At 57.0% G+C, this 20,602-nt stretch carries 18 protein-coding genes; 10 read left to right on the top strand and 8 right to left on the bottom strand.

From position 1 onward, the window contains the following. Window positions 1–235: 235 nt before the first annotated feature. The 4 genes from pcaF to pcaR form a co-directional block, all read right to left on the bottom strand. Window positions 236–1,438, bottom strand: a complete 1,203-nt coding sequence (gene pcaF / locus ACYASS_RS11265) for a 3-oxoadipyl-CoA thiolase (protein ID WP_463586158.1) — start codon at window positions 1,436–1,438, stop codon at window positions 236–238. Next, on the bottom strand, window positions 1,435–2,214 hold the full coding sequence (locus tag ACYASS_RS11260; RefSeq protein WP_463586157.1) for a CoA-transferase subunit beta: 780 nt from the start codon (window positions 2,212–2,214) through the stop codon (window positions 1,435–1,437). Before ACYASS_RS11260 ends, pcaF begins: the two co-directional genes overlap by 4 nt. Continuing rightward, window positions 2,214–3,071, bottom strand: coding sequence for a CoA transferase subunit A (locus tag ACYASS_RS11255; RefSeq protein WP_463586156.1), 858 nt, complete (start codon window positions 3,069–3,071; stop codon window positions 2,214–2,216). The genes ACYASS_RS11260 and ACYASS_RS11255 overlap by 1 nt, the downstream gene beginning before the upstream one ends. 142 nt (window positions 3,072–3,213) lie before the next feature. Continuing rightward, window positions 3,214–4,056: a pca regulon transcriptional regulator PcaR gene (pcaR, locus tag ACYASS_RS11250; RefSeq protein ID WP_243246491.1), complete on the bottom strand. Its 843-nt coding sequence runs from the start codon at window positions 4,054–4,056 to the stop codon at window positions 3,214–3,216. An 872-nt stretch (window positions 4,057–4,928) separates the two neighbouring features. Between pcaR and ACYASS_RS11245 the strand changes: the two genes are divergently transcribed. Further along, on the top strand, window positions 4,929–5,126 hold the full coding sequence (locus ACYASS_RS11245; protein ID WP_122665522.1) for a hypothetical protein: 198 nt from the start codon (window positions 4,929–4,931) through the stop codon (window positions 5,124–5,126). Between the two features lie 239 nt (window positions 5,127–5,365). After that, window positions 5,366–6,838: an inorganic phosphate transporter gene (locus tag ACYASS_RS11240; RefSeq protein WP_243246494.1), complete on the top strand. Its 1,473-nt coding sequence runs from the start codon at window positions 5,366–5,368 to the stop codon at window positions 6,836–6,838. A gap of 256 nt (window positions 6,839–7,094) precedes the next feature. On the opposite strand, the gene ACYASS_RS11235 is transcribed toward ACYASS_RS11240, so the two are convergent. Continuing rightward, window positions 7,095–8,585 carry a helicase HerA-like domain-containing protein gene (locus ACYASS_RS11235; RefSeq protein WP_463586155.1) on the bottom strand — a complete coding sequence of 497 codons (1,491 nt, stop codon included), beginning with the start codon at window positions 8,583–8,585 and terminating at the stop codon, window positions 7,095–7,097. Window positions 8,586–9,011: 426 nt separating this feature from the next. Between ACYASS_RS11235 and ACYASS_RS11230 the strand changes: the two genes are divergently transcribed. Then, the gene (locus ACYASS_RS11230; protein WP_463586154.1) at window positions 9,012–10,007 is read left to right on the top strand and encodes a lysylphosphatidylglycerol synthase transmembrane domain-containing protein; all 996 of its coding nucleotides are present in this window, start codon (window positions 9,012–9,014) and stop codon (window positions 10,005–10,007) included. A 1-nt stretch (window position 10,008) separates the two neighbouring features. Here the strand turns inward: ACYASS_RS11230 and ACYASS_RS11225 are convergent, their stop codons facing one another. Beyond that, a complete protein-coding gene (locus ACYASS_RS11225) occupies window positions 10,009–10,194 on the bottom strand; it encodes a hypothetical protein (protein WP_243246505.1) in 186 nt (61 codons plus the stop codon). Between the two features lie 136 nt (window positions 10,195–10,330). After that, a complete protein-coding gene (gene purU, locus ACYASS_RS11220; protein WP_243246514.1) occupies window positions 10,331–11,182 on the bottom strand; it encodes a formyltetrahydrofolate deformylase in 852 nt (283 codons plus the stop codon). 355 nt (window positions 11,183–11,537) lie between these two features. Here purU and mvaT point away from each other — a divergent pair, with 355 nt between their 5' ends. Next, window positions 11,538–11,915, top strand: coding sequence for a histone-like nucleoid-structuring protein MvaT (gene mvaT, locus ACYASS_RS11215; protein ID WP_087264785.1), 378 nt, complete (start codon window positions 11,538–11,540; stop codon window positions 11,913–11,915). Between the two features lie 91 nt (window positions 11,916–12,006). Here mvaT and sbcB read toward each other — a convergent pair whose 3' ends face one another. Further along, the gene (gene sbcB / locus ACYASS_RS11210) at window positions 12,007–13,437 is read right to left on the bottom strand and encodes an exodeoxyribonuclease I (RefSeq protein ID WP_463586153.1); all 1,431 of its coding nucleotides are present in this window, start codon (window positions 13,435–13,437) and stop codon (window positions 12,007–12,009) included. A 180-nt stretch (window positions 13,438–13,617) separates the two neighbouring features. On the opposite strand from sbcB, the gene ACYASS_RS11205 reads away from it, so the two are divergent. Genes ACYASS_RS11205 through ACYASS_RS11180 form a run of 6 tightly spaced genes read left to right on the top strand, consistent with a single transcriptional unit; the run spans window position 13,618 to window position 20,481 of the window. Beyond that, a complete protein-coding gene (locus tag ACYASS_RS11205; RefSeq protein WP_463586152.1) occupies window positions 13,618–14,343 on the top strand; it encodes an RDD family protein in 726 nt (241 codons plus the stop codon). Further along, window positions 14,340–15,320, top strand: a complete 981-nt coding sequence (locus ACYASS_RS11200; RefSeq protein ID WP_463586151.1) for a stage II sporulation protein M — start codon at window positions 14,340–14,342, stop codon at window positions 15,318–15,320. The genes ACYASS_RS11205 and ACYASS_RS11200 overlap by 4 nt, the downstream gene beginning before the upstream one ends. Continuing rightward, window positions 15,307–16,884, top strand: coding sequence for a DUF4129 domain-containing protein (locus ACYASS_RS11195; RefSeq protein WP_463586150.1), 1,578 nt, complete (start codon window positions 15,307–15,309; stop codon window positions 16,882–16,884). Before ACYASS_RS11200 ends, ACYASS_RS11195 begins: the two co-directional genes overlap by 14 nt. Further along, window positions 16,881–18,083: a DUF4350 domain-containing protein gene (locus ACYASS_RS11190; RefSeq protein WP_463586148.1), complete on the top strand. Its 1,203-nt coding sequence runs from the start codon at window positions 16,881–16,883 to the stop codon at window positions 18,081–18,083. The genes ACYASS_RS11195 and ACYASS_RS11190 overlap by 4 nt, the downstream gene beginning before the upstream one ends. Continuing rightward, window positions 18,080–19,141 carry an AAA family ATPase gene (locus tag ACYASS_RS11185; RefSeq protein WP_463586147.1) on the top strand — a complete coding sequence of 354 codons (1,062 nt, stop codon included), beginning with the start codon at window positions 18,080–18,082 and terminating at the stop codon, window positions 19,139–19,141. The genes ACYASS_RS11190 and ACYASS_RS11185 overlap by 4 nt, the downstream gene beginning before the upstream one ends. Before the next feature lie 8 nt (window positions 19,142–19,149). Beyond that, a complete protein-coding gene (locus ACYASS_RS11180; protein ID WP_463586184.1) occupies window positions 19,150–20,481 on the top strand; it encodes a DUF58 domain-containing protein in 1,332 nt (443 codons plus the stop codon). The last annotated feature ends 121 nt before the right edge of the window (window positions 20,482–20,602 follow it).

The following is a 20,602-nucleotide window of genomic DNA, read 5'->3' as shown; positions in this document are numbered from 1 at the left end:
CCGCTGGGCCAAGGATGGCCCGTCGGCGCGTGCCCACACCACGGTGCCGGAGCGAAGGAACCCCTGCGAAGCGGGGGCCGTACGTCAGCGGTAAATGGTTTCCCCCCTTTGCCGAAACAAAGGGGGTCGACCGTCAAGGCGAAACCGACCTCAAGAGCGCTTTGATGCAATGGACAACTCGCTATGTTCGCCGCGCAGCGCTTTACGCTCTTAACTGGCCTGCCCTACGAATCACTCATCGCTCAATCGCCAACGCAAGCCCCTGCCCTACGCCCACGCACATGGTCGCCAGTCCTCGACGGCCGCCGCTTTTTTCCAGTTGGTGCAGCGCGGTCAGCACCAGTCGCGCACCGCTCATGCCCAATGGGTGTCCCAAAGCAATTGCGCCACCATTTGGATTCACCTGCGGCGCATCGTCGGCCAGCCCAAGCTCACGCAAGACGGCAAGCCCCTGGCTGGCAAAGGCTTCGTTGAGCTCGATCACATCAAAATCGCTGACGGCCAGACCCAGTCGCTCAACCAGCTTGCGGACGGCTGGCACCGGACCTATCCCCATGACGCGAGGTGCAACACCGGCGCTGGCCATGCCTAGAATCCGAGCGCGCGGTGTCAAACCGTGCTTTTTGACAGCCTCTGCCGACGCCAGGATCAACGCGGCAGCGCCGTCGTTGACGCCGGACGCGTTACCAGCAGTGACCGTCTTGTCTGGACCGTTGACCGGTTTCAGCTTCGTAAGGGTTTCCAGGCTGGTGTCGGCACGCGGATGCTCATCCTGCTCCACGACCGTCTCGCCTTTCTTGTGGGCGACTCGCACGGGCGTGATTTCTTCTTTAAAAAAGCCCGCAGCCTGAGCAGCGGCGGTGCGCTGCTGACTGCGCAGGGCGAAAGCGTCCTGATCGGCCCGAGAAATCTTGAATTCATCGGCGACGTTATCGCCGGTCTGTGGCATGGAATCGACACCGTACTGCTCTTTCATCAACGGATTGATGAAGCGCCAGCCGATAGTGGTGTCCTCCAGCTTCATATTGCGCGAGTACGCGGCGTCGGCTTTGCCCATGACAAAGGGCGCACGGGACATCGACTCAACGCCCCCGGCAATTGCCAACTCCATCTCGCCAGCGGCAATCGCACGAAATGCCGTGCCAATCGCATCCATACCTGAGGCGCAAAGACGATTGAGGGTGACGCCAGGAATCGTCTCCGGCAGCCCCGCCAGCAACGCTGCCATACGCGCAACGTTGCGGTTATCCTCGCCTGCTTGGTTAGCGCAACCGAAAAACACCTCATCCACTTCGTTCCAGTTCACCGAAGGATTGCGCTCGATCAGCGCTTTGATCGGCACTGCCGCAAGGTCATCAGCACGAACGCTGGATAACCCACCGCCAAATCGACCAATCGGAGTGCGAATTGCATCGCAGATGAAAACGTCACGCATCATGCTTCTCCCGGTGCTTGGCCATGCGCTTTAGCGGTTCGGGCCTCCAGATCACGCAACGCGCTCAGCTCGGTTTCGCTTGGTTCGGCGGAGTACTCGACGTTGTCGGCAAAACGCACTTCCCAACCGGTAGCCGCGATGACCTGCTCACGGGTCACGCCAGGGTGCAGTGTTGTGACGATGAACTCGTTCGTGCCCTCTTCCGGCTCCATGATGCAAAGATCAGTAATAATCCCCACCGGTCCAGCGCCAGGCAATCCAAGGCGCTTGCGTGAATCGCCGCCTTCGCCATGCCCCACTGAAGTCATGAAATCCAGTTTGTTCACGAAGGCCCTGGCCGATTGCTTGAGGATGATCAGCACTTGTTTGGCCGATCCTGCGATTTCCGGCGCGCCGCCTGCGCCTGGCAAACGGACTTTCGGGTTGTTGTAATCCCCCACCACAGTCGTGTTGATGTTACCGAAACGGTCCACCTGTGCGGCACCAAGAAACCCGACGTCCACCCGGCCGCCCTGTAGCCAGTAACGGAAAATTTCACTGGTGGATACCACCGTGTCAGCAGTTTCCGCCAGCTCACCGTCTCCGATGGACAGCGGCAGTACCGTCGGTTTGGCGCCAATAGGGCCTGACTCGTAAATCAACACGACATCCGGCGACGAAGTGAGACGGGCGAGATTCGCTGCTTTGGAAGGCAAGCCGATACCGACAAAGCAAACAGCGCCATTACGCAGACGACGAGCCGCCGCCACAGTCATCATTTCACTGGTGGTGTAAGTCATTATTTTGCCTCCGAAGCGCTGGCCAACTTGCTCTGGAACTCGCTGAAATCTGCTGTGCCCTGAATATATTCCTTGATCCAGGCGCTAAAGGTCTCACGGTCACGGGCAATCGGGTCCCAAGCCTGATAGAAACGGTTGTCGCGCTCGTAATAACCGTGAGCGTAGGACGGATGCGCGCCACCAGGCACATGGCACACCGCACTCAACGCCCAGGTGGGCAGAACGCAAGCGTTCATCGGCGCATTGAGGTCATCGACGATCTCTTCCACGGTGACGATGCAGCGCTTGGCTGCCAGCGCCGCCTCTTTCTGCACACCGAGGATGCCCCACAGCAGCACGTTGCCTTTGCGATCGGCCTTCTGCGCATGAATCACTGTCACATCGGGACGCACCGCCGGCACCGCCGCGAGGACCTCCCCGGTAAACGGGCAAGTCACGGTCTTGATCAATGGATTGACCTTTGGCAGGTCGGAACCGGCGTAGGCGCGCAGGACCGCGAACGGCAGGCCCGATGCACCGGCAACGTAAGCGTTGGCCAGATCGGCGTGACTGTGTTCTTCGATTTCCATCGAGTGTGGCCACTGCTTTTCAACCGCGTCGCGCAGGCGGTGCAACGAGCCCACTCCAGGGTTTCCGCCCCACGAAAAAATCAGACGTTTGGCACAACCCGCACCGATGAGCTGGTCGTAGATCAGGTCCGGCGTCATGCGCACCAGGGTCAGATCTTTCTTGCCCTGGCGAATAATTTCGTGGCCTGCAGCCGTGGGGATCAAATGGGTGAAGCCTTCCAGCGCAACGGTGTCGCCATCGTTGACGAATTGCTTCACGGCGTCGCGTAGAGAAAGAATTTCAGCCATGAGGTGCTCCCGAACTCAAATTACATCCAATGAACAGCGCAGATGGACTACGCTGGAATGGACTCGAGGTTATGCCGGGGCCTGAGGCCAAACAATCCGATAATCGATTATTCGTTCGTTAATCGCACAAATTCAGCGTCCGTCAGGTGAACAGCTGAGTGCTCAGATCTCTGCTTGCATCCAGCATGATAGGCAGAAAGCGCTGCTCCAGCTCACTTCTGGCAACACGCCCCGCACTGGTACTGACATTCAGTGCGGCAAGTACCTGACCCGACGCGTCGTAGACCGGTACCGCAATGGATCGCAACCCTTGCTCCAGTTCCTGATCGACAATACACCAGCCTTGTTGACGAACCTGCTGAAGGCATTCAAGCAACGCATCAGTCGTGCGGATTGTTCGGCTGGTTTTGGGCTGCAGGTCAACATGATCCAGATACTCGCGCAGCGAAACATCATCCAGTGCCGAGAGCAGGATACGGCCCATGGAGGTGCAATAGGCAGGCAATCGACCGCCCACGGAAAGATCGACCGAAATCAGTCGCTGAGTCGTCGCGGAACGAGCGATGTACAGAATGTCCTCCCCTTCCAGAGTCGCCATGTTGCAAGCCTCATGCAACTGGTCACTCATCCGGTCCAGATAGGGTTGGGAGGAAACGGCCAACGGCGTCGATGACAGATAAGCGTGCCCCAGGGTCAGAACTTTGGGCAGCAGCGAATAAGTCCGACCGTCTGTCGTCGCATATCCCAGCTTGATCAAAGTCAGCAGGCAACGTCGGACAGCCGCGCGAGGAATCTCCGTACGGTGACTGATTTGCGCAATGGTCAGATGCCGTTTGCGCTCCTGAAAGGCATGAATCACTGCCAACCCTCTGGCCAGCGAAGTCATGAAATCCGGGTCTCCGGTTAACGCCTGAATCCGCTTGGCGGGTGACGCCACAATAGGCGGGGCTAACGAAGCAAAAGAATTTCGTAGTTCATCATTCATTGCCACTACCTCGGGAAAACCTCTCAGGCCATATGGTTCGCAGCTTTCACGCTTTTTAGGCGAAAACGCTCAGGCCGCTTCGTGCGATTATCGAACGACTGGCCGATAATCGCAATTGACCCATCACAAAGATACTTATACCTTTGCATAGCCTTAAGTGGCTTCTTGGAAATACTGGTCAGGTACCCACGAGAAGTCCAAGGTACGGCCTTGCCCATGAAGCGAGGCCGTTTTTATTTCCTGCATCGTTTCGATACGCATGATATCGAAACGCCACAAATTGCAGTTTTGCATACTTCCCATGCGCCTCTCTGTCACAAATACCGCTCGCATCGCACAGTCCTCGCACTTCCTACGAACTATGTCGCCAGAAATCTGTCTAGGGCTGTCAATATTTCCTACATTGAAGTTTCGTCGCATGTCACTCACTGAAACTTCAGAACAGTCGTACAAGAAAAACTCCAGTCCGGAAGACTTTTGATAAACAGCCTCACATATAGTTGACTGATTCGAAGTTCTTGGAGATAGTGTCTGTCACTTGGTCGGTAATAACGATTCGCAATGGTTGCAGTACCGGGCGCCATGCTCAGGGCATACCACAGGATCGACGCACTGTAGCAGTGCTGCCGCATCGTTATCCTCGCGAACAGATCCCGACCTAAGTAGCCATCGCACTTGTAACTCAAACGACTGTCGCTACGACAATTACGTTTTCTGGTGTTCGTAGCCGCGAGCCGCAAGATGTTCAGAACATGGCACCTCCAGCCTGCTGTTTGGCATATGCCTTCCCGCCACCCTGGACGAGTTATGTGTGAACGCTAAAGCAGCTTTGCGATATCGCCAGATAAATTTTGACTTGATCAGGTAACAACGTGACCAAAGATGAACTGCGCGCGGAACTTGAGCGCCAGGAACAACGCTACAAGGATGTTTACGGTGGTGAGATCACCACCTACGCTGCTCAGCCAGAGCCGGAACGCAAACCTTGGCGCAAGAAGGCCAGCATCCTGGACCAGGCCTTCAAGCAAGAACTGCAGAAAATGGAAAAAGACCTGAACGAAGAGCGCTAACTTCTCCGCTCTTGCGAACCGGGCTGCCTCCATCGCCCGGTCGAAAAGGATTCAGGACAGGTAAACCCTTTGCCTGACAGCCACGAACAGGCCGCGAATATCCCCTTGAGTTATCAACGGGGAGGCTTTGCCGAGGATAAAATTTCGACAATCGGGCGATACCAGTCGGCAGCCGATACATCGATCTGTATTTTTTCTGTCATAATCCCGCCCCCTTCAGACCGGGTCAGAAAACCTTCATGATCGATTTATTCAGCGGACTAGATGCTTGGGTGCTTGTGAGCCTGTTGCTCGCCCTGGCGTTCGTCCTCACCTTCGAGTTCATCAACGGCTTTCATGACACCGCAAACGCGGTGGCGACAGTCATTTATACCAAAGCCATGCCGCCTCATCTGGCCGTGTTCTTTTCCGGGGTATTCAATTTCCTGGGTGTGCTGCTGGGCGGTGTCGGCGTGGCCTATGCCATCGTTCACTTGTTACCGGTTGAGTTGCTGATCAACGTCAACACCGGTCACGGCCTGGCCATGGTCTTCTCGTTGCTCGCCGCGGCGATCACCTGGAACCTCGGCACCTGGTATTTCGGTATTCCGGCATCAAGTTCCCATACGCTGATCGGCTCGATCCTCGGTGTTGGCCTTGCCAACGCGTTGATCAACGATATTCCCTTGGCCGATGGTGTGAACTGGCAGAAAGCGATCGACATCGGCGCTTCGCTGGTTTTCTCGCCGCTCGCGGGTTTCCTGGTGGCTGCGCTGGTCCTGATAGGGCTGAAATGGTGGCGGCCGCTGTCGAAAATGCACAAGACGCCTGAACAGCGTCGCAAACTCGACGACAAAAAGCATCCGCCATTCTGGAACCGTCTGGTTCTGGTGATTTCTGCCATGGCGGTGAGCTTCGTGCACGGCTCCAACGATGGTCAGAAAGGCATTGGCCTGATCATGCTGGTCCTTATCGGTATCGTGCCAAGCCAGTTCGTACTGGATTTGAACAGCACCACCTATCAAATCGAACGGACCAAGGATGCGACCCTGCATCTGAGCCAGTTCTATCAGCGCAACAACGCCACACTGGGCGAATTCCTTGCGCTGGGCAAAGCAGAAAAAGGCGATTTGCCGGAAAGCTCCAGCTGCAATCCAGAACAAACCGAACCCACCATCGCCGCATTGCTCGACAACCTCACTGGCGTTGCCGACTACCACTCCTTGACGCCTGAGCGCCGTATTGAAGTACGCCGTTACTTGCTGTGCCTGGATGACACTGCGCGCAAAGTGGCCAAGCTGCCAAACCTGGCGCCTCGTGAAAAATCGGATCTGGAAAAGCTACGCAAAGACCTGACCGCGACCACTGAATACGCGCCGTTCTGGGTGATTCTGGCCGTAGCCCTGGCATTGGGTATCGGCACCATGGTTGGCTGGAAGCGTGTGGTTCTGACCATCGGCGAGAAGATTGGCAAGCAAGGCATGACATACGCACAAGGCATGTCGGCCCAGATCACGACGGCTTGCGCCATTGCCGCAGCTAACGTGTTCGCCCTGCCGGTTTCCACGACACATATTCTGTCGTCGGGCGTTGCGGGCACCATGGTCGCCAACAAAAGTGGCCTGCAGAGCGGCACCGTACGCACCATCCTGCTGGCTTGGGTCTTGACCCTGCCAGCCACCGTCGCCCTGTCGGCAGGGTTGTTCTGGCTCGCTTCCAAAGCGCTGGCTTGATAAAAAGCGCCAGCGCGGGCATCACCCGCGCTGGCGCGTTGCTGTAGGAGTCGCCCGTTGCCCCTGACCTGACACCGCGCGCTCGCGAAGCAAATACTGGACTGTAGGAGCGAGCTTGCTCGAGATTCGGTCTGTCAGTCGATGGATGTATCGCCTGTGCTAACGTTATCGCGAGCAAGCTCGCTCCTACAGTCCAATGTTTGCTGCGAAAAACTGTGAACCAAGAGACATGGAGCAGTTTACAAACATCCCTGACCTACCGCCGCTTCTTACTCCCACCCAGTAACGACCCCATCAACCCCCGCACCAACTGCCGCCCTAACTGGTTGGCCGCCTGTCGTACGGCGCTTTTCATGGCCTGCCCTGCCACACCTCCAAGAAACTCCCCAGCCATATCACTGAAGCTCTCCTGCTCCTTGGCACTTTTTGCGGGCACGTCTTCCGCCTCAGGGGCAGTGACTTTACGGGCGACAAGCATTTCATAGGCAGACTCACGGTCAATCGGCTTGTCGTAGCGTCCAGCCAAAGGCGATTGGGCGATCAGGCTGGATCGTTCGGCAGGGCTCAGCGGCCCAATTCGGGACTGGGGCGGCGCGATCAGTACTTGCTGGACCATCGCGGGCGTACCCTTTTCCTGCAAGGTACCCACCAATGCTTCGCCAATACCGAGTTGGGTGAGCACCGCCAGCGTGTCGATATCCGGATTGGGTCGGAAGCCGTCTGCCACAGCGCGCAAAGACTTCTGCTCCCTGGCCGTAAATGCTCGCAAACCGTGCTGGATACGCAATCCCAGCTGCGCAAGCACCTGATCGGGCAAGTCATCCGGTGACTGGGTTACAAAGTACACACCGACGCCTTTGGAGCGAATCAACCGCACCACTTGCTCAAGCCTGTCCTGCAACGCTTTGGGCGTGTCGGCAAAGAGTAAATGCGCCTCATCGAAAAACAACGCCAATATCGGTTTGTCCGCATCGCCACGCTCTGGCAGTTGCTCGAACAACTCGGCTAACAGCCACAAAAGGAAAGTCGCGTAGACCTTTGGCGCCTCATGCACCAGACGACTGGCATCCAGCAAATGGATACGCCCTCGCCCGTCGCTTGCCGGATGCAGGATGTCTTCCAGTTGTAAGGCGGGTTCGCCAAACAACGCCTCGGCGCCCTGCTGTTCAAGCACCGCCAGACGGCGCTGTAACGCCTGGCTTGAACCCGTGGTCATCAAGGAGCTGTCTTCACCCAGCAACTGCGGATTGTCCCGCAAGTGATTAAGCAACGCCTTGAGGTCCTTGATATCGAGCAGCAGCAAGCCTTCACGATCCGCCACCTTGAAAGCCGCATACAGTGCCGCCTGCTGGCTGTCCGTCAACTCAAGCAGACTGCCCAGTAATAGCGGCCCCATTTCACTCAATGTGGTGCGAAGCGGGTGACCGGATTGCCCGTGAATATCCCACAACGTGACCGGATAGCTTTTCGGGGTGTGATTGAGCCAGGGCATGCCAGCAATGCGTTCGGCGATCTTGCCTTGCGGTGCCCCCGCTGCGCCCAGCCCGCACAAGTCACCCTTGATATCAGCAGCGAACACTGCGACACCCGCGTCGCTGAAGGCTTCGGCCAAGCGTTGCAATGTTACTGTTTTGCCGGTTCCGGTCGCTCCGGCCACCAAACCGTGGCGATTTCCCAGGCGCAACGCCTGACTCACCGGTAGCCCGTCGGGACCGGCACCTATCACAATGTTCGGAGCGTCTGGCATTTCATCACCCTGTCTTGATCGTTATCTCAGTGTGGTCCACTAGCCGGAAAACAGCGCAAAACTTAATGCTATAGCCGGGAAGGAAGGATGCAACCCCTGGCAGGAGCAGTTCGCGAGGCGGTTTGGCTGGCGATGCTGATCTGTCATTTGTGCCGATGCTTCGCGAACAAGTTCGCTCCTACCGGATAGGCGCAGTTCGCAGGAACGGCTTTAGCCGCGAACGCGTCAGCAACACACTGTCGACCCCATCTGACGAACATCTGTCGTATTCGGTGGTCAACGTTAAACTTTTCCGTGATCATCCAGAGCAGTTTCGGCCTGTAATATCAGGCATGCCGTTACACACTTGCTCGAACAAGGCACACAACAACCCATGACCGCACTTATCTCGCTGACTCAACCGTTGCAAGCTGCAGAGCATCAAAAATGAAGCGAATTGCATGGTTGGCTATTGGCTTGCTGGCCGCGGTGCTGATCCCTTTGCTGTTGGGCGGCGGCGATATCTTTCAGCGTCTGCGCAGCTTTCCCTTCCCGCTATTGATGGTGATGTTCGGCATGATCATCCTTTGCTGGGGCCTTAATACCCTACGCATGCGGATCCTGTTGGGTGAAAGCGCACGCCAACTGACAATCAATAAAAGCCTGGGCCTGATTATGGCCAGCGAGTTTGCCTATTGCGCAACGCCCGGTGGCAGCGGTGGGCCGCTGACGTTGATGGCGGTGCTCGCCCGAAATGGCGTCAGACCAGCAAAAGCCAGCGCAGTATTCGCCACAGACCAACTCAGCGACTTGGTGTTTTTCCTCGTCGCATTAGTAGGGATCATGTTCTATGCACTCTTCCATACGCTCAGTGAGCGCATGGAATGGCTGTTGGGCTTTAGCGCAGTGCTTGTCGTAGGCAGCCTGTGCCTGTTCCTGGGATTCGCCCGCTTCCATCGTCAGGTCATCAAGTTTAACGGCCGGGTGCTAAAGCGCTTCAAAACCAAAAAAACAACCCGGTTTCGTTGGGCGCGCAAGGTTTTGCATTTCCGTGATGCGCTGGCTGAAACCTGGAAAATGCCCCGTCAGAAACTGATCGCGGTGTTTGTCCTGACTTGCCTGCATTGGGGGCTGCGCTACAGCATCCTGTACCTTGCACTGCTAGGCCTGGGCGTCGACGTGCAGTGGGCGTGGACGTTTCTGATTCAGATGCTCTCGCTGACAGCCGGGCAATTCAGCCTGCTGCCTGGAGGCGCGGGTACTGCGGAGTTGACGTCTGCGGCGCTTCTGGCACCGATGGTAGGCAAATCTACAGCCGCAGCCGCCATCCTGATCTGGCGCACCGTGACCTACTACTTCTATCTCGTGGTGGGAGGGCCGATCTTCCTGCTGATGGTCGGACGACCATTGCTGAACAAGTTGATCCGCTTCAATCAAATCTGAATCAGGCGTCGGGCTTGTCGCTGTGTTGCTGTTCTTTTTCCAGTTGAGTAATACGCCAAAGCTCGGCAGCTCCATCGAAATCGGCACCGTCTTCTGGCGTCAACGCATCCGGGTCATAACGACTGAGGCAACCCTCTCCCAAGGTTGGGGGCGCTGTAGACGTAGCTTTGTCGAGAGGACTGGTCATGACGGATACCTCAAGCAAGCGAAGCTGACTGAAATAAATTCTCTGTAGGAGCTGCTGCAGGCTGCGAAAGCGGCATATCTGGCACTCCGCCATTCGCAGCCCTCAACAGCGCCTGCAGATTCAATATTTGCAGAGCTTAGTCGAACACTACCGTCTTGTTGTCATGCACCAGCACGCGGTCTTCCAGGTGATAGCGCAGACCACGAGCCAATACCATTTTTTCCACGTCGCGCCCGAACCGCACCATGTTTTCAATACTGTCGCTGTGGCTGACACGCACTACATCCTGCTCGATGATCGGGCCAGCATCCAACTCTTCAGTTACATAATGGCAAGTTGCACCAATCAACTTCACCCCCCGCAGAGAGGCCTGGTGATAAGGCTTGGCACCAACAAAGGATGGCAGGAAGCTGTGGTGAATATTGATGACCTGATGCGCATATTCACGGCACAGTTGCGGCGGCAGAATCTGCATGTAACGCGCCAGCACCACTACGTCGGCCTGGTGATGAGCGACCAGACGCGACACCTCGGCAAATGCAGGTTCCTTGTCAGTCGGGTTGACCGGAACGTAGTAATAAGGAATGCCATGCCATTCAACCATGCTGCGCAAATCCTGGTGATTGGAAATCACGCAGGCAATTTCGCAGTCCAGTTCATCGCTGTGCCAGCGGTGCAACAGGTCCGCCAGACAATGCGACTCGCGACTTGCCATCAACACCACGCGCTTCTTCTGCGCTGAGTCAGTGATGCGCCAGTCCATTGCAAACTCTTCAGCGATAGGCGCGAAGGCCTCGCGGAAAGCGTCCAGATCGAAGGGCAGCGTATCGGCACGAATTTCGTGACGCATGAAGAACCAGCCACTCAGGTTGTCTGAGTGATGGCTCGCTTCGGTAATCCAGCCGTTATAGGACGCCAGAAAGTTACTGACTTTGGCAACGATGCCGACACGGTCCGGGCAAGAAATCACCAGACGAAAAGTGCGCATTGGGGGAAACTCCAGAACTTCGCAAAGGCCGCTATTCTAGCGACTGCGCGGGAAAACTGCAGTATTCCTGTCAAACTGATTGATCACCACCAAATGCAACAGGGCTTCCTGCAATCTCAGCGCTCCCGCCCCTGCACCGTCGCGTCCACGATCGACTTATCACGTCAGGAATTAAACGCGTCGATATGACTATCTTTGTCGCCTGCGCCAGAGCATCTAGTTATCGCCCGTTTGTAGGACGCTGTATATTTCTAAATAATTCAAATAAAACTTTTATTTAATGTTTACTTGGTCATGGCGCATGACTATTATTGCTTCACTGTCTCCCTGCCACCTCTCAACATAGGTAAGCATCATGTCCCTGATCAACGAATACCGTGCCACAGAAGAAGCCATCAAAGAACTGCAAGCCCGTTTGAAGAACCTGTCCCAAGACGACAAACTGCAAACCGAGCTGGAATTCGAAGGCAAACTGCGCACCCTGATGGGCGAGTATCAGAAGTCGCTGCGCGACATCATTGCCCTGCTTGACCCGGAAGCAAAAGTTGGCAAGTCCGCTCGTGGCGCAGTTAAACCGACTGGCACCAAGCGCGCGCGCAAGGTCAAGCAATATAAAAACCCGCACAACGGCGAAGTCATCGAAACCAAAGGTGGCAACCACAAAACTCTGAAAGAGTGGAAAGCCAAGTGGGGCGGTGATGAAGTTGAAGGCTGGGCTACTCTGCTGGGCTAAACCCCAGGCAAGTCCCGCTTCACTCGTTACGCCAAAAACGCCAGCCACGCTGGCGTTTTTTATTGTCTGGAGAACGCCCGTCAATACGGCCTCAAATGCTTAACCTCTGGCGCAGCGCCTCGACATAGTCCTGCCACTCGCGCAATACCTTGAGCTGCTCCGGGGTCGCACTAAGGGACAATTCAACAAGTGAATGAGTGAAACTTTTCAGCGTATTAGGCGCTCCCGATTCAGGCGTTGTCAGTCGTGTCCTACAAAAATCAAGCCAGCGCTGTTGCTCTTCGGTGCTCAGGGTTTCAGCAAAATTACGCGCCCGATACCGAAATAATAACTCTGGCAAGCGTGCATCATCAAAAGGCCATGACTGATGAGCCAACTCTTCCGGTTCAGCATTGCGAACTTGCTCACAGAGCCTGCGGTCACGGTCGCCAATAAACCCGTCATACAATTGTTGTTCTGGATCTTCGCTGGCAACAAAGTCATCGCCCGCATAAATGACCTCCAGCTTTTCTCGCCAGAGATCCTCACGTTCATTGAGATGACGTACACGCTCATCGAAGACTGTCATGTCCAGATTCAAGCGTTGTTGATCTTCAGGCCGCAACACCTTCAGCGGTGCGATCACCGGGCAACGGTTTATATGCAAAAGTTTGAGTGGGACAGGCAGCTCGCCGTCCATCAACTCTTCGCGACGGGTATATAACCGTTGTCGCAATATGTGGGCGTCCTGTTCCAGTAACGGCAGGGGGTCCTGATGTAAATCGCAAACAATCAGCGCGTTCCGGTTCTGCGGATGCCAGGCGAGCGGAAGCACAACCCCGAGATAATGACGCGCCGCGGAAAAACGCCCGGAGATATGTACCAAGGGCTCCATGAGCCGTATCTGCTGTTGGACTTTTTGCTTGGTGCGCAACTCGAACAGGTACTCGTAAAGGCGAGGCTGTTTCTCACGAATCAAACGCGCCAGAGCAATGGTGGCGCGCACATCGGACAAGGCATCATGTGCCTGGCCGTGATCGATGCCGTTTGCCGCCGTGAGGCGTTCGAGTTTGAGGGTGACCCGGCCATCGTCTTCGGGCCAGACAATGCCCTCAGGGCGCAGCGCATAGGCCGCACGAACGACATCGATCAGATCCCAGCGACTGTTGCCGCCCTGCCATTCACGCGCGTAGGGATCAAAAAAATTCCGGTACAGACTGTACCGTGTCATTTCATCATCGAAACGCAACGTGTTGTAACCCGCGCCGCACGTACCCGGCGCTGCAAGCTGTGCGTGCACACGCGTCATGAAGTCAGCCTCGCACAAGCCCTTCTCGGCGAGAGTCGTCGGCGTGATACCGGTAATCATGCATGCAGCGGAATGCGGCAGGATATCGTCACTGGGCTGGCAGTGAATATTGACCGGAGACGCTATTTCGTTGAGCTCGAAATCAGTGCGTATACCCGCCATTTGCAGCGGGCGATCGTTGCGCGGATTAATACCGGTGGTTTCGTAGTCGTACCAGAAGATGCTGGAAGTCACGGGCTGATCCTGAACAAAAGACCGGCAAAGTGTAGGGCTTGAACATGGAAAAAGGCCAATCAGGCGAGGTTTTCCTCAAAAGAAACCTTTTCTTACATCACATGTAGAAACAGTCTGGTTGCTTAGCATCCCAACAGCACCTAGCATCAGGCTTTGCTCTCAGGCGTCCCTCTCCCGACAATGCCATCTCCGCACGTTTTGCCAAGGACTGCACCGCCAACCGCGCCGCTGGACACCCGTAGCCAGATCGAAACCCCGGAAGGCATTGATCTACATCTGCGACCGGCTGGACTTGTACCGCGCGCACTGGCGTTCGCTATCGATTTCAGCATTCGTGCCGCAGTCATGGGCGTACTCTTCCTGATCTTCAGCCTGTTCGAATCGTTTGGCGCTGGTTCAAGCGCTATTGCCCTGTTCGTGGTGACCTGGTGGTACATGGTACTGTTTGAAGTCCTGAACCAGGGACGCACACCCGGCAAGCAGATCATGGGGCTGCGAGTGATCCACGAGGACGCAACCCCGATCGGCTGGACTGCATCGCTGATCCGCAATCTGCTGCGCTTTGTCGACATGCTGCCGTTTGGTTACAGCCTCGGAGCCATCAGTTGTCTGCAACACCCGCAATTCAAGCGCCTGGGTGATCTTGCCGCAGGCACTCTGGTGGTCTATCAGGACAAACCACCTCACCGCCCAGTAGTGCCGCACGCCACGCCGATCATCGCGCCATTCATGATGAGCCTGGAAGAACAACGGGCGATCCTGAGCTTCGCACAACGTCAGGCCGAACTGTCCTCCGAACGTACTCAGGAATTGGCATCCATTCTCGCCGAGCCGCTCAACGTCAGCCCCGCACTGGCGGTGCCAAGACTCAATAGCGTGGCCAGCGGCCTGCTGGGGCCGACATGAAACAAGGCCTTTTCGAACTTCGTTATCAGGCTGAGTGGACGCGCTTCACAGAGCGCCTGGCCGGCCTTGAAAAAGGCAAAGCGCAAGCTGGTTCGAACGAAACCTTCAGCCGCGATTACCGACGTATCTGTAACCAGTTGGCCATTGCGCAGGAGAGAGGTTACAGCAGCCACCTGATCGATCCTTTGCAGCAGTTGGCGATGCGTGGGCATCAGCAACTCTATCGCCATCGCCACCCCATTGGTGCGCAATTGCTGGGTTTCGTACTGGCTGGATTTCCACGGCTGGTGCGTGCGCAATGGCGCCTCGTGGCCGTTGCCAGCCTGCTGTTCTTCGGCAGTCTGATCGGCATGGCCTTGCTGGTGCACGGCTTCCCCGACCTGATCTACAGCGTCGTTACCCCTGAACAGGTGACGCAGATGGAGAGCATGTACGATCCGCAATCGAGCCGTATCGGCCAGGCGGCGGAGCGTGCTGCCGACGCCGACTGGATGATGTTCGGTTACTACATCATGAACAACATCGGGATTGCCTTTCAGACCTACGCCACCGGTTTGCTGTTCGGGATTGGCAGCCTGTTCTTTCTGTTCTTCAACGGCGTCACGATCGGGGCGGTCGCCGGGCACCTGACCGGTATCGGCTACGGGCAAACATTCTGGTCATTTGTCATCGGTCACGGCGCATTTGAACTCACCGCCATTGCTTTGGCGGGCGCAGCAGGCCTCAAACTCGGCTGGGCACTTCTCGCCCCCGGATCGCTACGTCGCGGCGAAGCTCTGCGGATGGCTGCAAAGACCAGTGTTCAGCTCGTTTATGGCGTCATCCTGTTTTTATTGATTGCAGCGTTTATAGAAGCCTACTGGTCATCCATGACCTGGCCGCAACCGACCATCAAGTATGCAGTCGGTGGCGCGCTATGGGGGCTGGTTATCGCCTATCTGGTTTTTGCTGGCAGGACTCGCCATGCGCCTGACTGATGCCAGCGTTGCGATTCATCCGCGGACCCCATGGGAAGCCATTGATCTGGGTGTTCTGCTGGCGCGCAAGCATCGCGGCTTGCTGATAGCCAGCTGGGCGATGGTGACCCTGCCAATCTTCGCGCTGCTCAGCCTCCTCCTGTGGGACTACCCGAAAATCGCGATCGTGGTGTTCTGGTGGCTCAAGCCTGTTTATGAACGCTTGCCACTGCTCATTCTTTCCCAAGCGTTATTCGACCCGGCCCCAAGCCTCAAAGAGGCACTGAAGGGCTGGCTGAAAACATTGCGTCCGAATCTTCTCGCCAGCCTGACCTGGCGCAGATTCGGCCTGAGCCGCAGCTTTATTTTGCCGGTGCAACAGTTGGAGCAACTCTCTGGCGCTGAACTCAAACAGAGAATCGAAGTGCTCAGCCAGAAAGATCAGTTTGCAGCTCGTTGCCTGACAGTAGTCGGCAGCGCGCTGGAGCTTTGTCTGTGGATAGGCATGATCGTGCTTTTTTACGCACTGATTCCTCAACAGGTGGAGCTGGACTGGGCCTGGCTGATGATGCTCAAGCTGAACAACGAACTGAACTGGCTGGAGCACCTGAGCAATCTGTTCTATGTACTGATACTCATGATATGGGGCCCGATCTACGTCTCATGCGGTTTCACCCTGTATTTGAACCGGCGCACGGTTCTGGAGGCCTGGGACATTGAACTGGTTCTGCGGCGTTTGCGTCAGCGGCTTACGGGTAGCGCCTATGTGCTGATGATCGGCCTTGGCCTGACGCTGATCAGCCCGCCCCCCAAGGCCTGGTCTGCGCAACAGGATTTCAGCTGCCCCATTCCCGAACTTTCAACCGAAAACGAGCCGGGCCCCGACAGCCCACGCCTCGTCAATCAGGACCTGACCAGCACTGCATCGCGGCAAGACATTCACAATCTGCTCCAGCAACCACCGTTCAAAAACCCGAAGACCGTTTCCGGCTGGCGGTTACCTGAAGAGCAGAAAACCTCCCAGGCGGAGAACGGCGCGGACAAGCACAACAATCTGCGCGAGTGGCTGAAATGGCTACTGCAGCTAGGCAACTACCTTGCCCAGGCTTTCAAAGTACTGCTGTGGGCAATTGTCATCGCCGTGACTGGCGTCGTGATCTGGCGCTACAGAAAATGGCTGGCTACATTCGTCAACCGTCGCGCCCCCCGTGAAAAACCGCATCGCCTGCAGCCCGAACAGTTATTTGGCCTGCACATCGGCGCTGAAAGTCTACCGGTAGACGTCGCAGGCAGCGCCGAAGGACTCTGGTCGAGCCAGCCACGTGAAGCATTGGGTCTGCTCTACAGAGCGCTGCTCAGCCGCTTGCTCAGCGATTATCAGTTACCGCTGAAAAGCGCCGACACCGAAGGCCAGGTCCTGCAAAGAATCGCTGCGCTTGATCAGCCCGCCCTTAACGAGTTCAGCCGCAACCTGACCCAACACTGGCAGAACCTCGCCTACGGTCATCAACTGCCGGCGGCTCATGTCCAGCAGGAACTGTGCGAGCAGTGGCGGCACCTGTTTGACCGGGAAGCCCGGCCATGACCCGGCGTAATGGAGTACTGCTCACCCTGATTGTGCTGACTTTGTGCCTGAGCGCAGTTTATCTGCTGAAAAATCTCGAGCACTACGAGGAGACTGTCGACCAAGGCCCGTCCCCTGAAGCTCGCGGCAATCCGTGGCTGGCGGCAGAAAGCTTTCTGCGCAATCGCTCCATCGCGGTAAAGATCGCCGACTCCACAAACAAACTGCCCGATACAAGCCAGGAATCACAAACCCTGTTGCTGTTGGACAGCCGGGAACACATGACCCCTGCGCAAGCTGATCAGGTCCTGCATTGGGCACGCTCAGGGGGGCATCTGCTGTTTGTTGCCAGACAGCTCTGGGATGAAAAAAAAGGCCGCAGCGGCGATTTGTTGCTTGATCGCCTCCATATTCATCAGCTACTCACAAAAGACCTCAAAGGGCAGGAATACTCTCCCGTCAGCCCGATAATCCCGCTACGCGCACCGGCCCCCAAAGCCCCCAGGTTGCCCTGGCCAGATTTGACACGCCTGTATCTGGAAAATGAAGAAGCACCGGCCTATATAGGCTTCGACCCCAGATTCCACCTTGAAGACCCCGAGGACCAGGCCCAGTCATGGGCTAACAGCGCTGGCGCAACGCACATGCTGCAACTGATCTATGGCGATGGCCTGATCACCGTGGTGACCGACGCCGAGCTGTGGAAAACCCGCTCCATCGGTCGCTACGACAATGCCTGGCTACTGTGGTATCTGACTCAAGACAGCAAGGTCACGATGGTCGTCAGGACCCAGCACGATAATCTGTTCAGCCTGCTGCTGCGTCACTTCCCTTTATTGCTACTGATGCTGTTACTGCTCGTCGGTGCCGGGCTGTGGCGGGCAGGCATGCGCCAGGGGCCGTTACGGGCGCCTGCTGCGGGAGCTCGTCGGCAATTGACCGAGCACCTGCGTGCCAGCGCCGAATTCCTGCGTCGTCGCAGCGGTTCGCAATCACTTTTGCGCGCCCTGCAAACAGAAATTCTTCACCGCGCCCGTATTCGCCATCCGGGCTTCGACTCACTAATGGTCGCTGATCAATGGCAAGTCCTGGCACGTTTGACGCGCCAACCCGTCAGCGTCATCAGTCAGGCAATGCGCCCGCGTCCGGCACAGCGCATGTCCAGCTCCGACTTCACCCGTCAGGTTGCCCACCTGCAAACCATCAGGAATGCCCTATGAGCGATCTACCTAACGAACCGTCCGCCAGACCCGAGCCTGTCGTCGAGTTCAATATCGACCCGGCAGCGACTCCAGTAACGCCTGTGAGCAATCAGGCTCAGCAACGCCAGCGCGCCAGTCAGCTGGCCCAAGCGCTGCGCAAGGAACTGCAAAAAGCCGTGATTGGACAGGCTGCAGTCATTGATGACGTACTCACCGCATTGATTGGCGGCGGTCACGTCTTGCTGGAAGGTGTACCGGGCCTCGGTAAAACCCTGCTGGTGCGGGCGCTGGCCCGCTGTTTTGGCGGCGAGTTCGCGCGAATTCAGTTTACGCCCGACCTGATGCCCAGCGATGTCACCGGGCATGCGGTCTATGACCTGCAAACCGAGCAGTTCAAACTGCGCAAGGGTCCGATTTTCACCAACCTGCTACTGGCCGATGAAATCAACCGCGCCCCTGCCAAAACTCAGGCCGCACTGCTTGAAGCCATGCAGGAACGCCAGGTGACACTCGAAGGCAAGGCCATGCCGATTGCGCAGCCATTCATGGTGCTGGCAACGCAAAATCCGATCGAGCAGGAAGGGACGTATCCACTGCCCGAAGCCGAGCTGGATCGCTTCATGCTTAAACTGCGCATGGACTACCCGGACGTCGAAGAAGAATTGGCCATGGTTCGTCAGGTCACACGTTCGACCCGGGCCGACATGCTGGACGTGCAGCCACTACGCGTGGTGCTTCAGGCCAGGGAAGTACAAGCCTTGCAGCGCATCGCAAGCGAACTGCCTCTGGATGATCAGGTGCTGGACTATGCCATTCGGCTGGCCCGAGCCACACGTACCTGGCCAGGTCTGACCCTCGGTGCAGGCCCTCGGGCGTCAATTGCACTTGTTCGGGGCGGCCGAGCCAGAGCGTTGTTGCGCGGGGGGGAGTTTGTCATTCCTGACGACGTCAAAAGCTGCGCGCTCGCCGTATTGCGCCATCGGGTGCGACTGGCGCCGGAGCTGGACATCGAAGGCCTGTCGATTGATCAGGTACTCGGACAACTGCTTGATCAGGTTCCGGCTCCCCGCCTATGAAACACATGCTGAAACCGTCGCTTGCATTGCTCGGTTGGCTGGGAGCCTTGGTGGCCTTGGCGCTGCTCCTCGGCATCCTGTCTGCGCTGGCCATCGAGGTGCCCGATGAACTCGGCCTGCTGTTTGGCGGGTTGCTGCTGGCATTACTGATGATTGCGGCGGTCGATGCATTCCGGTTGAGTCGCACCGCATCACCGCGCCTGCAACGTCAGATTCCAGGCAGCCTGGCATTGGGCCGATGGACCGATGTGCGCCTGGAACTGAGTCATGACTACTCTGGCGAACTCATCGTGCAAGTGTTCGATCATTTGCCGGATGGTTTCGAGGCCGAGCATCTTCCTCAAATCATTACGTTGCGGCCCGGCGAGCAGGCTCAACTGACCTACAGGCTGCGTCCGCTGCAACGCGGGCACTTCAAGCTTGCGCTGTGTGAACTGGAGTTGCCCAGCCCGATGGGGCTTTGGCGGGCTCGTCGCCGCCTGACATTGAACGACAGCACGCGGGTCTATCCAGACTTTACCCGGATCAACGGAGGCCAGTTGCACGCCGTTGAGAACTGGCTTAGCCAAATAGGCGTGCGCCAGCGTCAGCGCCGCGGCCTGGGTATGGAGTTCCGCCAGCTACGGGAGTTTCGAGAAGGCGATAGCCTGCGGCAAATCGACTGGAAAGCAACCGCCCGCCACCGAGCGCCCATCGCCCGGGAGTATCAAGAGGAAACCGACCAGCAAATCATCTTCATGCTCGATTGCGGCCGACGCATGCGCAGCCAGGACGGCGCGCTTTCGCATTTCGATCACGCCCTCAACGCTTTACTGCTGCTGGGGCATGTCGCGCTACGCCAAGGCGACGCAGTGGGGTTATCGACTTTTTCCACCGGGCAGGACCGCTACCTTGCGCCCGTGAAGGGGCCGAGTCAGTTGAACACCTTGCTCAATAGCGTTTACGACCTGAGTACCACCCGCAAATCTGCCGACTACAGCGCCGCTGCACGTCAGCTGTTAGCCAGGCAGAAACGCCGGGCGCTGGTGGTATTGATGACCAATGTGCGCGATGAGGATGACGAAGAATTGCTATCGGCGGTCAAACTACTCGGCCAGAAACACAGGATTCTGGTGGTCAGCTTGCGCGAAGAGGTACTGGACACTCTGCGACAATCGCCCGTCCAGACCTATGAAGAAGCACTGTTGTATTGCGGGACCATCGATTTCTTGAACGCCCGCACCGAACTGCATCAACGCTTGGGCGCTCACGGAATCCCGGTTCTGGACTCACGACCAGCGGATCTTGGCCCAGAGCTGATCAGTCGCTATCTGAGCTGGAAAAAATCCGGGGTGTTGTGATACATCGCACTGCCGTGCAGCAAACCGTAGAGCTGTAGGAGCTGCCGAAGGCTGCGATAGCGGTACGTCAGGAGAAATGCTTCGCAGCCTTCGGCAGCTCCTACAGAAAAACGTAAGAGCC

It is taken from the genome of Pseudomonas sp. HP_14, assembly GCF_055283875.1.
The sequence above is the reverse complement of the archived record's forward strand: the minus strand, read 5'-3'. Positions and strand labels throughout refer to the sequence as shown.

What these genes read in the sequence shown, in the direction of transcription:
- pcaF (WP_463586158.1), bottom strand. Translation starts at nt 1,438, where the DNA reads ATGATGCGTGACGTTTTCATCTGCGATGCAATTCGCACTCCGATTGGT.
- ACYASS_RS11260 (WP_463586157.1), bottom strand. Translation starts at nt 2,214, where the DNA reads ATGACTTACACCACCAGTGAAATGATGACTGTGGCGGCGGCTCGTCGT.
- ACYASS_RS11255 (WP_463586156.1), bottom strand. Translation starts at nt 3,071, where the DNA reads ATGGCTGAAATTCTTTCTCTACGCGACGCCGTGAAGCAATTCGTCAAC.
- pcaR (WP_243246491.1), bottom strand. Translation starts at nt 4,056, where the DNA reads ATGAATGATGAACTACGAAATTCTTTTGCTTCGTTAGCCCCGCCTATT.
- ACYASS_RS11240 (WP_243246494.1), top strand. Translation starts at nt 5,366, where the DNA reads ATGATCGATTTATTCAGCGGACTAGATGCTTGGGTGCTTGTGAGCCTG.
- ACYASS_RS11235 (WP_463586155.1), bottom strand. Translation starts at nt 8,585, where the DNA reads ATGCCAGACGCTCCGAACATTGTGATAGGTGCCGGTCCCGACGGGCTA.
- ACYASS_RS11230 (WP_463586154.1), top strand. Translation starts at nt 9,012, where the DNA reads ATGAAGCGAATTGCATGGTTGGCTATTGGCTTGCTGGCCGCGGTGCTG.
- ACYASS_RS11225 (WP_243246505.1), bottom strand. Translation starts at nt 10,194, where the DNA reads ATGACCAGTCCTCTCGACAAAGCTACGTCTACAGCGCCCCCAACCTTG.
- purU (WP_243246514.1), bottom strand. Translation starts at nt 11,182, where the DNA reads ATGCGCACTTTTCGTCTGGTGATTTCTTGCCCGGACCGTGTCGGCATC.
- mvaT (WP_087264785.1), top strand. Translation starts at nt 11,538, where the DNA reads ATGTCCCTGATCAACGAATACCGTGCCACAGAAGAAGCCATCAAAGAA.
- ACYASS_RS11205 (WP_463586152.1), top strand. Translation starts at nt 13,618, where the DNA reads ATGCCATCTCCGCACGTTTTGCCAAGGACTGCACCGCCAACCGCGCCG.
- ACYASS_RS11200 (WP_463586151.1), top strand. Translation starts at nt 14,340, where the DNA reads ATGAAACAAGGCCTTTTCGAACTTCGTTATCAGGCTGAGTGGACGCGC.
- ACYASS_RS11195 (WP_463586150.1), top strand. Translation starts at nt 15,307, where the DNA reads ATGCGCCTGACTGATGCCAGCGTTGCGATTCATCCGCGGACCCCATGG.
- ACYASS_RS11190 (WP_463586148.1), top strand. Translation starts at nt 16,881, where the DNA reads ATGACCCGGCGTAATGGAGTACTGCTCACCCTGATTGTGCTGACTTTG.
- ACYASS_RS11185 (WP_463586147.1), top strand. Translation starts at nt 18,080, where the DNA reads ATGAGCGATCTACCTAACGAACCGTCCGCCAGACCCGAGCCTGTCGTC.